The 12,541-nt window shown below is 71.9% G+C and carries 11 protein-coding genes; 4 read left to right on the plus strand and 7 right to left on the minus strand.

Features of this window, described 5'->3' with window-relative positions:
- Positions 1-40 precede the first annotated feature (40 nt).
- Positions 41-505 carry a hypothetical protein gene (locus tag ACFYYN_RS01610; RefSeq protein WP_500544296.1) on the plus strand — a complete coding sequence of 155 codons (465 nt, stop codon included), beginning with the start codon at positions 41-43 and terminating at the stop codon, positions 503-505.
- Here the strand turns inward: ACFYYN_RS01610 and ACFYYN_RS01615 are convergent.
- The 6 genes from ACFYYN_RS01615 to ACFYYN_RS01640 form a co-directional block, all read right to left on the minus strand.
- Positions 463-759 carry an NIPSNAP family protein gene (locus tag ACFYYN_RS01615; protein WP_500544297.1) on the minus strand — a complete coding sequence of 99 codons (297 nt, stop codon included), beginning with the start codon at positions 757-759 and terminating at the stop codon, positions 463-465. The two genes, ACFYYN_RS01610 and ACFYYN_RS01615, sit on opposite strands and share 43 nt — an antisense overlap.
- A 60-nt stretch (positions 760-819) precedes the next feature.
- Positions 820-1,458: a nucleotide exchange factor GrpE gene (gene grpE / locus ACFYYN_RS01620; protein WP_500544298.1), complete on the minus strand. Its 639-nt coding sequence runs from the start codon at positions 1,456-1,458 to the stop codon at positions 820-822.
- Positions 1,455-2,597: a tetratricopeptide repeat protein gene (locus ACFYYN_RS01625; RefSeq protein WP_500544299.1), complete on the minus strand. Its 1,143-nt coding sequence runs from the start codon at positions 2,595-2,597 to the stop codon at positions 1,455-1,457. The genes grpE and ACFYYN_RS01625 overlap by 4 nt, the downstream gene beginning before the upstream one ends.
- 22 nt (positions 2,598-2,619) lie before the next feature.
- Positions 2,620-4,215 carry an Hsp70 family protein gene (locus tag ACFYYN_RS01630; protein ID WP_500544300.1) on the minus strand — a complete coding sequence of 532 codons (1,596 nt, stop codon included), beginning with the start codon at positions 4,213-4,215 and terminating at the stop codon, positions 2,620-2,622.
- A 115-nt stretch (positions 4,216-4,330) separates the two neighbouring features.
- The gene (locus ACFYYN_RS01635; protein WP_500322562.1) at positions 4,331-4,735 is read right to left on the minus strand and encodes a pyridoxamine 5'-phosphate oxidase family protein; all 405 of its coding nucleotides are present in this window, start codon (positions 4,733-4,735) and stop codon (positions 4,331-4,333) included.
- Positions 4,736-4,748: 13 nt separating this feature from the next.
- Complete coding sequence (locus ACFYYN_RS01640) at positions 4,749-6,506, minus strand: PA14 domain-containing protein (protein WP_500544301.1); 1,758 nt, start codon at positions 6,504-6,506, stop codon at positions 4,749-4,751.
- A 178-nt stretch (positions 6,507-6,684) separates the two neighbouring features.
- On the opposite strand from ACFYYN_RS01640, the gene clpB reads away from it, so the two are divergent.
- Together clpB and ACFYYN_RS01650 are read left to right on the plus strand one after the other, a co-directional pair.
- The gene (gene clpB / locus ACFYYN_RS01645; RefSeq protein WP_500544302.1) at positions 6,685-9,282 is read left to right on the plus strand and encodes an ATP-dependent chaperone ClpB; all 2,598 of its coding nucleotides are present in this window, start codon (positions 6,685-6,687) and stop codon (positions 9,280-9,282) included.
- A 104-nt stretch (positions 9,283-9,386) separates the two neighbouring features.
- The gene (locus ACFYYN_RS01650) at positions 9,387-9,917 is read left to right on the plus strand and encodes a type III secretion system chaperone family protein (RefSeq protein WP_499512661.1); all 531 of its coding nucleotides are present in this window, start codon (positions 9,387-9,389) and stop codon (positions 9,915-9,917) included.
- A gap of 144 nt (positions 9,918-10,061) precedes the next feature.
- On the opposite strand, the gene ACFYYN_RS01655 is transcribed toward ACFYYN_RS01650, so the two are convergent.
- Entirely contained in the window at positions 10,062-11,225 is a 1,164-nt protein-coding gene (locus tag ACFYYN_RS01655) for a pyridoxal phosphate-dependent aminotransferase (protein ID WP_500544303.1), read from the minus strand.
- 682 nt (positions 11,226-11,907) lie between these two features.
- On the opposite strand from ACFYYN_RS01655, the gene ACFYYN_RS01660 reads away from it, so the two are divergent.
- On the plus strand, positions 11,908-12,453 hold the full coding sequence (locus ACFYYN_RS01660; protein ID WP_499512652.1) for a DUF2617 family protein: 546 nt from the start codon (positions 11,908-11,910) through the stop codon (positions 12,451-12,453).
- Positions 12,454-12,541 lie beyond the last annotated feature (88 nt).

The following is a 12,541-nucleotide window of genomic DNA, read 5'->3' on the forward strand; positions in this document are numbered from 1 at the left end:
GGGCGGGCGTGTGGGGCGCGTGGTGGGGAAGACGGTCCCTATGCCGCACAAGGGCGTCGGAGCAGGGATCGTGGTGGGGCTGGCCGTGGGGATGGTGGCCGGTGCGATGCCGCTCGGGACGAACTGGGGCGCCGAGGGGCTGGACGTGGGGCTGGCGACCGTGGCGATGTGGGCCGGGCTGCGGCTGGCGGCGCGGCGCGAGGGGCCGTGGTGGATCGCCGGGCTCATGGCACTGGTCCTGGTGAGCGTGGGCGTGGCGGCGTACGGGGACGTGGGCGTGCCGCGGTACGCGGGGCTGGTGCCGGTCCCGGTGGTGGCGGCTCTGCTGGTGGTGGGCGGCGCCGGTTCCGTGTGGGCCCGGCGCCGGGGGATGGGCGTGGTGGGTGCGGCGGCCGGGGCCGGCGCGCTGGTGGCCGCCGTGTGGCTGCCGGTGTGGGCGGCGGCCGCGGTGTGGGCGGCGGCTCAGGCCGGTTCGACGTCACGGACCTCGCTGCCGACGAGGTAGTCCTCGGGCTGCAGCGGCATCCGTACGCGTTCGGGGCTGTCCCAGTAGCGGGCGTTGGCCGCGGCGAAGCCGTCCTCGCCGTCGTAGGCGATCAGCCAGACGAACTGGCTGCGCTGGCGGTCCACCCAGGCCAGGCCGATCTCGAAGCCGTGGGCCCGGCGCAGCGGCACGATCTCGGCGTGCCACAGGCCGAGCCAGGCGTCGAGCATCTCCGGCTTGATGGTGTACGTCCGCAGCTGTGTGGTCCTGGGCAATCCGGGGCTCCCTGGGTTCCTCGGGTCCGTGGCTTCCTTGGCTTCCTTGGCTTCCTCCGGTCACGCGGGCGCGTGCACGCGGACCTGCTGGGGGCGTACGACGCGGTCCCCCATGCGGTAGCCGTGCCGTACGACCTCCGCGACGTCGCCGGCGAGCTCCGGCCGGGGCGCGGGGACGGTGCCCACGGCCTCCTGGAGGGCGGGGTCGAAGCGCCCGGCGGTGACCGGGATGCGGGTCATGCCGTACTTCTCCAGGAGGGTCAGCAGCTCTGCGCCGACCGAGTCGCCGAAGCCGCCGTCGACGCCGAGGTGGCGGTCGATGCGGTCCAGGAGGAGGACGAGGTCGTACAGGAGCGGCTGCACCAGCCGGCCCTCGGCGGCCCTGCGGGTGTGGTCGAGCTCGGCGCGCAGTTCGTCCAGACCGCGCCGTCCCTCACGGTCGTTGAGCAGCCGGCGGCGGAACTGGTCGCCGAGCGCGGCCATTTCCTCGCGCAGGCCGTCGACGGCGTCGGCCACCACGGCCAGGGGGTCGGGCGCGGGCTCCTCCGCGGTCTGCGGGGCGGGGCCCTCCGGCGGCACCTGCGGCACCTGCGGCGGCGCGGGGGGCTGCGGGGGCACCTCCGGCAGGGGTGCCGGTGGTACCACCGGCACGGGCGGGACCTGCGGAGGCTGCGGAGGCAGCGGTGGCGGGGTGCTCATGCGCGGCTCCAGTACTGCTGCGGCGGCGGGTTGAGGAGGTGCCGGGGGAGGGACGCGCGGGTGTGCCACCAGCGCGGTCGGAAGCCGATCCACGCGATGAGCGCGAGGGCGGCGAGCGCCACGAACCAGGCGTAGGGCCTGGCCGGCGTGAGCGGCACCACGACGGCCGGGACGAGGACCCAGAGCATGCTCTTGTGCCACCGCCAGGTCTTGCCCAGGGACTCGGCGGCGAGCCCCCGGTAGAATTCCAGCCGCCCCAGCAGGTCCGGATCGGCCGGGCGGACGGCCAGGCCCTGGTCGACGCAGTGCAGGATGCGCCGGGCGGCCTCCTCGGAGGCGACGACCAGCCTCCGGGTGACCGGGTGCGTGATCATCGAGCCCTCGGCACGCAGCGACCAGATGCGGCTGATCTGGTTCCGCAGCCCGGTGTGGCCGGGACTGTGCGCCAGGGCCTTCTCGTACCAGGTCAGCGCCTCGTCGAAGCGCGAGGAGGCGTACAGGCCGTCGCCGACGGCGAGTTCGGTCCCGAGGTCGCCCGGCGCCAGGTCGTCGGCCTTCATGTACCAGGTCAGGGCCGTGTGGTGGTCGCCGAGCGCGGTGTGGACGTTGCCGATCTGGAAGTGGTTCGCGGCGTCGTCCGGGTCCAGCTGCAGCGCCCTGCGGTGCTCCTGCAGGGCGTCCTGGTAGGCGCCGAGGTCTTGGTGGACGGCGCCCAGCAGCCGCCAGGCATAGGCGTTGCGGTCGTCGTGGTGCACGGCCTGGCGGAGCTCGTACTCGGCGGCCTGCAGGTCGCCGTCCTCGATGTTCCGCTCGGCGTTGCCCACCCAGTCGCGTACGGTGCCGCCGAGGGTCGGCTGTACGGCCTCCGGCTCCCGGGGCCCCGGCCCCTTCTTCCGGGACCGGGCCAGCCGCTGGTCGTACAGGGCGCGGGCGGAGGGGTCGGTGAGCGCCTTGCGGGCCTCCAGCACGCGCCGCACCTTGTCCTCGGCCTCGCGGCGCTTGTCGGCCGTGGGGGCCTTGCTCGCCTTCCCCGCCCAGCTGCGGTGCTCGCGGTCGAGCTTCCTGCCGATCTCCTCGGCGCTGTCGGCGGTGCCGATCCCGAACTCGGCGTAGTAGTCGGGCACGTCCGTCGTGGTCATGGGGCGTCGGCTCCCGCTCCGGTCAGAGGGCCGCGGTGCGGGACACGCGGTCGCTGAGTTCCTCGAGCTCCTCGGTGCCCAGGTTGTCCGGGCGCTCGACCTCGAACTCGCCGAGCCACTCGCCCGAGGTCAGGTCCTTGACCTCGACGTGGATGATGCCGTCCACGTCGTAGGCGTAGTACACCTCGAAGGGCGCGCCCTTGGGGTACGGCGGGATCTTCAGGGTGCTCTCGCCGACGACCTTCACGTAGTCCAGGTCCTCGCCTTCGCCCTCGGTGACCTGCACCCGCAGCGCGGACTGGCGCTCCCGGACCGTGTAGAAGGTGTCGCTCTCCTTCGCGGGGACCGTGGTGTTGTGCGGGATGATCACCGCGTTGTACTCCGGTGAGCGGGGGGCGTCGTCGTGGACGGCGACCATGCCGAGCGACTGCGAGGTGACGTCCTTGATGGACTTCACCCTGCCCTTGGTGAGCCGGGCCAGGCCGTCGCCGGGGGCGGACTCCACGTGGGCGCCGCTGCCGATGTACTTCTTGCGCTCGGCGGCCTGTTCGGCGCGGACCTCGGCGTCCAGGGCGATCAGCGCGGCCCCCAGGGCCACCACCTCGTCCTGGCTGACGCCGCGTTCCGCGGCCCGCCCGGACAGCCGCTCCACCAGGGCCGGGACCTGTGGCATCCGCGTGGAACCGCCGACGAGCAGCACCTTGTCGACGTCGTCCCAGGTGAGTCCGGACTCCTCCAGGACGCCCTCGGTGAGGATGCGGGTGCGGTCCAGCAGTTCGGCGGTGAGCTCGTCGAACTTCTCGCGGGTGACGCGGATCTGCTCGTGCCGGCCGCCGGCCGAGAGCATGACGACGGCCTGCGGGGCGTTGGACAGGGTGCGCTTGGCGATCTCCGCCTTGTCGCGCAGTTCGGCGAGGGCGGCGGTGTCGTCGGTGAGGTCGGGGCCGCCGGCCGCCATGAAGGCGCCGTTGAGGTGCTCCATCAGCGCCCCGTCCCAGTCGAAGCCGCCGAGGTTGCGGTCCCCGTCGGTGGCGATGACGTCGTACTCGCCGTCCTCGACCTTCATCACGGTGACGTCGAAGGTGCCGCCGCCGAGGTCGTAGACGAGGACGGTGCCGACCCGCTCGTCCTCGTCCTGGTCGAGCCCGTACGCGAGGGCGGCCGCGGTCGGCTCGTTGACGATCCGCAGCACCTCCAGGCCGGCGATCCGGCCGGCGTCCTGGGTGGCCTTGCGGCGGGCGTCGTCGAAGTAGGCGGGGACGGTGATCACGGCGCGCTCGACGGGCTCGCCGAGCATCATCTCGGCGTCCTCCTTGAGCCGCTTGAGGATCAGCGCGGAGATCTCCTCGGGGCGGAAGGGGGTGCCGGACTCCGAGGTGTAGACGGGCGTGGGCTCGCCCATGTAGCGCTTGACGAACTGCACCACGTGGTCCGGGGCGGTGGCCGCGGAGCGTTTGGCCTGCGAGCCGACGACGACGACGTCGCCCTGGAACATCACCACGGACGGGGTGATGTTCTCGCCCTCGCGGTTGCGGACGATGGACGCGGTGCCGGTCCGGTCCGCCACCGCGACAGCGCAGTACGTCGTGCCCAGATCGATTCCCACAACCCGTGCCACAGCCGGGCACCTCCCCGTAGCCGTACGCCAACCGAATCTGCCGGAGCGTCAATCATGCAGCATGCAGGGGTGTTTCGGGGGCGGGATCGACAGGGCCGCGGGGCCGGGCCGAGGGTCAGGCGCGGCCCATGGCGCGGGTCAGCGCGATCTCGACGACGACCCGGTCCGGGTTGGGGGCGGGGGTGCGGCCGTAGCGCTCGGCGTAGCGCCGTACCGCGTCGGCGACGGCGTCCGGGTCGGTGTTGATCCGGGCCACGCCCTCCAGCGTCGCCCACCGCCCCTTGTCGACCTGGCACACCGCGACCCGGGCCCCTTCGGGCCCGGCCGCCAGCACGTGGGCGACCTTCCGGCTCGCCTTGTTGGTGATCACGCGCGCCAGCCCCGCCTCGGGGTCGTACGTCACGCCCACCGGCACGACGTGCGGGGAGCCGTCGGGCCGGTGGGTCGTGAGCGTGCTCATCAGGTACTCCCGCCAGAAGGCGAGGTAGGCGGGATCCGGTTCGCGTGGGTTGACCGTCATACCGGGAAGGATGTCACCCCATCGGCGCCAGGGCGACGGAGCCCCACGCCGGGAAGGACTCCGTCCCGTCGTCGAGGGCGGCGGCCACCCGGTAGACGTGGGTCGTGCCCCTGGCCGGCGCGGTGTCGGTCCAGCTCGACGGCACGGTGGGCAGGGGTACGGCGTTGAGCTTGACGAAGGCGCGGGTGGTGTAGTCGAAGTCGTACACGTTGTAGCCGGTGATCCGGTCGCACACGGAAGCGTTCGAGCAGTGCCAGTCCAGGAGCACCCTGCCCGCGGTCGTCTCCGAAACGCTGTCCATCCGCACCGCGAGGGTGCCCGGCGCCGGGTAGGGGGTGTCCACCATGTCGATCGGCGTGACGTCCAAGGTGGCGGCCACGGTGTCCGCGGTGGCGTTGCCCGAGGTGTCGACGGCCACGACCAGGAAGCTCACGGGCTGGCTGCCGAGCGGCTTGACCAGGCGGTAGTGCGTGGTGCCGGCGGGGACCACGGCCGTGGTGTCCTTCTGGAAGTACCACTGGCTGGTGTAGGCGTTCAACTGCCAGGAGCCGGTGTGGACCTCGTAATGGTCGAGGTCGGCCGCCGTGCTGTCGTCCCAGTCGAGTTCGATGCCGTACTTCTCGGCCGTGCCGGTGAGGCCGGTGACGGCGGCCGGCGGGCCCGAGACCGCGGTCAGGGTGACCGAGGGCGCCTGGGATCTGGCGGACTCGTTGCCGGAGGCGTCGACCGCGGTGACCGCGTAGGAGTACGTCCCGGCCGTGCCGCCGGGCATCTGGTCGTTCAGGTACAGCTCGGTGGACGGGGCGCTGTCCGGGGCGAGCCGGACCCAGGCGCCGTCGGCGCCGGTGCGGCGGTACACGCGGTAGGACCGCAGGTCGCCGTCCTTGCCGGCGGCCCAGGTCACCTTCACGGCGCCGGTGGACTCGGAGTACGTCGCCAGGACCCCGGTCGGTACGGCCGGAGCGGTCCTGTCGCTGCTGGCGACCGTGACCATGGTGGAATCGGCCGAGGCGTGGCCCGCCTTGTCGACTGCCGTGACCGTGTAGACGTACTTCGCACCCGTGGGCGGCGGGGTGTCGCCGAAGCGGGGCGAGGTCACCAGGCCTGTCCCGCTGATCCTGGTCCAGACGGTCGCGGTCGCGAGCCTGCGGTAGACGCGGTAGTCGGCCAGGTCCATCTCGGCGTTCGGGGACCAGGTCAGGCCGGCCTTGGCCGTGCTGCCGGAGTACGTGGCGCGCAGGCCGGCCGGGGCCAGTGGCTTGACCTTGTCGACGGAGGCCGACGTGCGGGGCGCGTAGCCGAACGTCACGTTGGCCTTGCCCTTGAAGGCGGCGAAGTCGACGCGGATGGTGTGCCTGCCCTTGGGGACGGTGAGGTTGACCGTCTTCTTCCGGGTCTTGCTCACGTCCTTCCAGAGGCTGATCTTGCGGTTGCCGTCGAGGTAGACGCGGATGCCGTCCTGTGCGGTGGTGCTGAAACCGAAGGGGCCGCCCGATCCGAAGTTCCTCGTCACCGTCCAGCGGACACCGAAGTTGTCCTTGGGCAGTGAGACGCCGGCCGGGTCGGCCGAGCCGTAGTTCTCGCTGATCTTCGTGTCGCAGACGGTCTTCTTGGGGGTGCCCTTGAAGGTCGTGCCGGCGAAGTAGGACGCCTTCCACACGTTGGTGCCGCAGCTGACGGCGGTGGTGGCGTGTGCCGGAACGGCGCCGGCGGTGGTGGCCCATGCGAGGGCGGCAGCGGCGACCACGGCCGCTGAGTGGCGTATGGACATGTCAGTGGATCCCCTCCCCTGGGGATCGATCGTGGCAGAGATGCGGAGAACTGCAAGGGCTTTCTGCGCCCGTCGCTGGCATTCACAGACTTGAGTGGAATAGACTCAACTTGTCTCACGCTGGACTAAGCAGGTCCGAAACGGTTCCGGAAGGACCCAGAAGGAGGAGTACGCGGACGTGGACGCCGAGCTGACCAACAAGAGCCGCGAGGCCCTGAACGCCGCCAACACCAAGGCGGTCTCGGCCGGGCATGCGGACCTGACCCCCGTGCACCTGCTGCTGGCGCTGCTGGAGCAGCCGGAGAACGACAGCGTGCTGGACGTCCTCGCGGCCACCGGCGCGGACGCCGCCGCGGTGCGTTCCGGCGCCGAGCGGCTGCTGGGCGGACTGCCCAGCGTCCAGGGCAGCACGGTGGCGCCGCCGCAGGCGAACCGCGAACTGCTCGCCGTGATCGCCGACGCGGCGGGGCGGGCGAAGGAACTCGGGGACGCGTACGTGTCCACCGAGCACCTGCTCATCGGCATCGCCCTCAAGGGCGGAGCGGCCGGTGGGCTGCTGAAGGAGTACGGTGCGACCGGCAGCAGGCTGCAGGACGCCTTCGAGCAGATCAGGGGAGGTCAGCGCGTGACGACACCCGACCCCGAGGGCACGTACAAGGCGCTGGAGAAGTACGGCACGGACTTCACCGCGGCGGCCCGCGAGGGCAAGCTCGACCCGGTGATCGGCCGGGACAACGAGATCCGGCGCGTGGTGCAGGTGCTCTCCCGGCGCACCAAGAACAACCCGGTGCTCATCGGCGAGCCCGGCGTCGGCAAGACGGCCGTCGTCGAGGGCCTGGCCCAGCGCATCGTCAAGGGCGACGTGCCCGAGAGCCTGCGCAACAAGCGGCTGGTCGCCCTGGACCTGGGCGCGATGGTCGCGGGCGCCAAGTACCGCGGCGAGTTCGAGGAGCGGCTGAAGGCCGTGCTGGCGGAGATCAAGGCCAGCGACGGCCGGATCATCACCTTCATCGACGAGCTGCACACCGTCGTCGGCGCGGGTGCCGGCGGGGACTCCGCGATGGACGCGGGCAACATGCTCAAGCCGATGCTGGCCCGCGGCGAGCTGCGCATGGTCGGCGCGACCACCCTCGACGAGTACCGCGAGCGGATCGAGAAGGACCCGGCCCTGGAGCGCCGCTTCCAGCAGGTGCTGGTGGCCGAGCCCAGCGTCGAGGACACCATCGCGATCCTGCGCGGTCTCAAGGGACGCTACGAGGCGCACCACAAGGTGCAGATCGCCGACGCCGCCCTGGTCGCGGCCGCGACCCTCTCCGACCGCTACATCACCGCCCGCTTCCTGCCCGACAAGGCCATCGACCTGGTCGACGAGGCCGCCTCGCGGCTGCGCATGGAGATCGACTCCTCGCCGGTCGAGATCGACGAGCTGCAGCGCTCCGTCGACCGCCTCCGCATGGAGGAGATGGCGCTGGAGAAGGAGACCGACGAGGCCTCCAAGCAGCGTCTGGAGAAGCTGCGCAAAGACCTCGCCGACAAGGACGAGGAACTGCGCGGCCTCACCGCCCGCTGGCAGAAGGAGAAGGAGGGCCTGAACCGGGTCGGCGAGCTCAAGGAGCGTCTGGACGACCTGACCACCCGGATCGAGCGCGCCCAGCGCGACGGCGACTTCGAGGCCGCGTCCAAGCTGCTGTACGGCGAGAAGCCGAAGCTGGAGGCGGAGCTCGCCGAGGCCACCGAGGCCGAGGAGGTGGCCAAGCGGGGCACCATGGTCAAGGAGGAGGTCGGCCCGGACGACGTCGCCGACGTGGTCGCCGCCTGGACCGGCATCCCGGCCGGCCGCCTGATGGAGGGCGAGACGCAGAAGCTGCTGCGCATGGAGGAGGAGCTCGGCAAGCGCCTGATCGGCCAGGGCGAGGCCGTGCGCGCGGTGTCCGACGCGGTGCGCCGCTCCCGCTCCGGCATCGCCGACCCCGACCGCCCGACCGGTTCCTTCCTCTTCCTCGGCCCGACCGGTGTCGGCAAGACCGAGCTGGCCAAGGCGCTGGCGGACTTCCTCTTCGACGACGAGCGGGCCATGGTCCGCATCGACATGAGCGAGTACGGAGAGAAGCACTCCGTCGCCCGCCTGGTCGGTGCCCCTCCCGGCTACGTCGGCTACGAAGAGGGCGGTCAGCTGACCGAGGCGGTGCGCCGCCGCCCGTACTCCGTGGTGCTGCTGGACGAGGTGGAGAAGGCCCACCCCGAGGTCTTCGACGTCCTGCTCCAGGTGCTCGACGACGGCCGGCTCACCGACGGCCAGGGCCGTACCGTCGACTTCCGCAACACCATCCTCGTCCTCACCTCCAACCTCGGCAGCCAGTACCTGGTCGACCCGGTGCTCGGCGACGAGCAGAAGCGGGAGAGCGTGCTGGAGACGGTGCGGGCTTCGTTCAAGCCCGAGTTCCTCAACCGGCTCGACGACATTGTGGTCTTCAGCGCCCTGAACAAGGACGAGCTGCGCCGCATCGCCCGGCTGCAGACCGACCGCCTGGCGGCCCGGCTGCGCGACCGGCGGATCGCCCTCGACGTCACCGACGAGGCCCTGGACTGGCTCGCCGAGGAGGGCAACGACCCCGCCTACGGCGCCCGTCCGCTGCGCCGGCTGGTGCAGACCGCCATCGGCGACCAGCTGGCCAGGGAGATCCTGGCCGGCGAGGTCAGGGACGGCGACACGGTGCGGGTCGAGCGGGTCGGCGACCGGCTGCTGGTGGGCGCGACCACCGGCAAGACCCTCTGAGGCACCCCGGGAACGGCACGCGAAGAGGGCACGGCGGGCCGCGCTTGCACGGCGCGGCCCGCGGTGAGGGAGGATGGGTGTATCCGTACGAAGGGAACTGCAAGGTGAGCATCGACCCGTCCTCGATTCCGAATTTCGGGGGCCAGCCGGACCCCCAGCCCGGCCCTGCCGGGAACGTGGTCATTCCTGACCAGGATCTGGTCAAGCAGCTGCTGGAGCAGATGGAGCTCAAGTACGTCGTCGACGAGGAGGGCGACCTCGCCGCGCCGTGGGAGGAGTTCCGCACCTACTTCATGTTCCGCGGGGAGGAGGACCAGCAGATCTTCGCGGTCCGCACCTTCTACGACCGGCCGTACAGCATCGAGGACAAGCCTCAGCTGCACGAGGCGCTCGACGACTGGAACCGCCGCACCCTGTGGCCGAAGGTCTACACCCACACGCACGACGACGGCACGGTCCGTCTGATCGGCGAGGCCCAGATGCTGATCGGCCTCGGCGTCGGCCTGGAGCACTTCGTCTCCAGCACCGTCAGCTGGGTCCGGGCCTCCATCGAGTTCGAGAAGTGGATCCTCGAGGCCCTCGGCCTGGAGAAGGACGCGGAGTCCACGGACGACGACGGCGACGGCGAGGACTGAGCGCGCCCCCAAGGGCGTACACGGACCGCACGAGGGCAGCCCGTCCGCCACGCGACCGCCGGTGAGCGGGCGTGCGCGGGCGGGCTGTCCTGCTCCGGTCCGGGCCGGACGCGCGCCCCGACCGGCCCCGACCCGCCCACGGCCTCAGAGCCGGCGCAGCCGCTCCACGCTCTCGCGCAGCACGTCCTCGCGCTTGCAGAAGGCGAAGCGCACCAGGCTGCGGCCCTCCTCCGCGTCGTCGTAGAAGATCACGTTGGGCACCGCCACCACCCCGCAGCGCTCGGGCAGCGCCCGGCAGAACGCCAGGCCGTCCTTCTCGTCGAGTGGCTGGATGTCGGTGGTCACGAAGTACGTGCCCTCCGGGCGGAAGACGCGGAACCCGGCCGCCTCCAGGCCGTCGGAGAGCAGGTCCCGCTTGCGCCGCAGGTCCTCGCGGAAGCCCCGGTAGTAGGCGTCCGGCAGCCGGAGCGCCTCGGCCACGGCGTACTGGAACGGCCCCGCGCTCACGTACGTCAGGTACTGCTTGGCCGCGCGCACCGCGTCGACCAGGACGGGGGCGGCGGTCACCCAGCCGACCTTCCAGCCCGTGAACGAGAACGTCTTGCCCGCGCTCGAGATGGTGACCGTGCGGTCGCGCATCCCCGGGAAGGACGCGAGCGGCACATGCTCCGTGCCGTACGTCAGGTGCTCGTAGACCTCGTCGGTGACCACGATCAGGTCGCGCTCGACGGCCAGCTCCGCGATCGCCGCCAGCTCCTCCCGGGTGAGGACCATGCCGGTCGGGTTGTGCGGGCTGTTGAGCAGCAGCAGCCGGGTCCGCGGGGTGACCGCCGCGCGCAGGGCGTCCAGGTCCGGGCGGAAGGACGGCGCGCGCAGGGTGAGCGGGACGCGGCGGGCGCCGGCCATGGCGATGCAGGCGGCGTACGAGTCGTAGAAGGGCTCGAAGGCGATCACCTCGTCGCCCGGTTCCAGCAGCCCGAGCATGGCGGCCGCGATGGCCTCGGTGGCGCCCGCGGTGACCAGCACCTCGGTGTCGGGGTCGAAGCCGAGCCCGTGGAAGCGCAACTGGTGCTCGGCGACGGCCCGGCGCAGTTCGGGCACACCGGGCCCGGGCGGGTACTGGTTGCCGCGGCCGTCGCGCAGCGCGCGCACGGCGGCCTCGCGCACCTCCTCGGGGCCGTCGGTGTCCGGGAAGCCCTGGCCGAGGTTGATCGCACCGGTGCGGACGGCGAGGGCGGACATCTCGGCGAAGATCGTGGTCCCGAACTCGGCGAGTGCGCGGTTGAGCGGGGGTCGCGAGGAGGTCATGCCCGCCATCCTCCGCCGAACCTCTGGACTTCCTCAACTTTGCTTTCGGCCGCGGACGGCGGGGGCATCACCGTCGCACAACGGAAAGCACGGAAAGCGGGGGTGGGAACGATGGGCGCGTTGGTCGTATTGCTCGTCTTCGGCGCGATAGTGGGGCTCGTCGTCCTGGCGGCGAGGAAGGGCGGCCGGCGGAGGGGCCGGCGGCACTCGTACAGCTCCTCCGCCGGGGGCGCCGGGGCCGGCTGGTGGGCGGGGGACGCGGGCTCCTCCGACGGGGGAGGCGGTGGCCACCACGGGGGAGGCCACCACTCCTGCGGCGGCGGGAGCTCGTGCGGCGGGGGCGGCGGTGGCTGTGGCGGCGGGGGCTGCGGCGGCGGAAGCTGACGATACGAAATTGCGCATTGCCCCGTGCCGAATCGCATATGCGCCCGGTGGGTTACTCACCCGTCGGGCGCATTTGTAGTGAACACCTGAACCCGTCCGGGCCCTTGCGGATGTAAAGGGGGTGGAGATGGGTAAAAACGCTGAAGGCGACGCGCCATTCATGATTGCGTATTCACCGACCCCTCGTGGGCACGAGCCGACGGACGTTCTCCCCCACAGGCGCGGGTCGGCGCGTCCTCTCCCACCATGCCCGTGACCTCCCCTCGCTTGCTCGCGATGTGCCTGCGGAGCCGACTTCATGCTCACCATGCTTCAGACCGCCTACACCGACACCCGCGCCGGCGACCTGGCCTGGTGTCTGGGGAAGGACGAGCTGCCGGCGCTCGCCGTGCTCGACCGCGAGCTCCCGGGCGCCGGTTCCGGCGCGCCCGCGGCGCCCGCGGCCCCCCGCGTCCAGGTCCAGTTGCGGCTGCTCGGCGCCTCGCACCAGGTCATCCTGGACTCGGCCCGCGGCCGCTGCTCGGAGACCGTCGCCTGCCTGCCGGGCACCAGCGCGCCGCTGCCGTTCGGTGTGGCGCGGCGGATCGCCGGCTGGGACTACGAGTTCGCGGCGCGGATCGAGACGCTCTCCCGGGGAGGCTTCGCGGGGCGGGCGCAGGAGCTGCTCGCGCTGGTGGCCGATCACCCCAATGGCCTCGCGGGGACGTTCCCGGGTGATCCGCACGCCTTCACCGCGATGCTGGTGCAGTACCGCGGCGGCAGCGTCCTGTGGCGCACCTGGCACGCGTACCCCCAGGAAGGACGCCTGGTGGCGACCCGTTCGACCCTCAGCGCGCAGCCGTGAGCGCGGTGGTACGCCCGTGGCCGGCACGGCGTCAACGCGCCGCCAAGTGCCACGAATTGCACCCCTGTGGGTGACGTGGACCGCCATA

The sequence above is a fragment of the Streptomyces sp. NPDC001902 genome (genome assembly GCF_042891295.1).
In the GTDB taxonomy this organism is placed as follows: Bacteria; Actinomycetota; Actinomycetes; order Streptomycetales; family Streptomycetaceae; genus Actinacidiphila.

Excerpts from the sequence above, each read along its gene's own strand:
- ACFYYN_RS01610 (WP_500544296.1), top strand. The coding sequence starts at position 41 with ATGCCGCACAAGGGCGTCGGAGCAGGGATCGTGGTGGGGCTGGCCGTG.
- grpE (WP_500544298.1), bottom strand. The coding sequence starts at position 1,458 with ATGAGCACCCCGCCACCGCTGCCTCCGCAGCCTCCGCAGGTCCCGCCC.
- ACFYYN_RS01625 (WP_500544299.1), bottom strand. The coding sequence starts at position 2,597 with ATGACCACGACGGACGTGCCCGACTACTACGCCGAGTTCGGGATCGGC.
- ACFYYN_RS01635 (WP_500322562.1), bottom strand. The coding sequence starts at position 4,735 with ATGACGGTCAACCCACGCGAACCGGATCCCGCCTACCTCGCCTTCTGG.
- ACFYYN_RS01640 (WP_500544301.1), bottom strand. The coding sequence starts at position 6,506 with ATGTCCATACGCCACTCAGCGGCCGTGGTCGCCGCTGCCGCCCTCGCA.
- ACFYYN_RS01655 (WP_500544303.1), bottom strand. The coding sequence starts at position 11,225 with ATGACCTCCTCGCGACCCCCGCTCAACCGCGCACTCGCCGAGTTCGGG.
- ACFYYN_RS01660 (WP_499512652.1), top strand. The coding sequence starts at position 11,908 with ATGCTCACCATGCTTCAGACCGCCTACACCGACACCCGCGCCGGCGAC.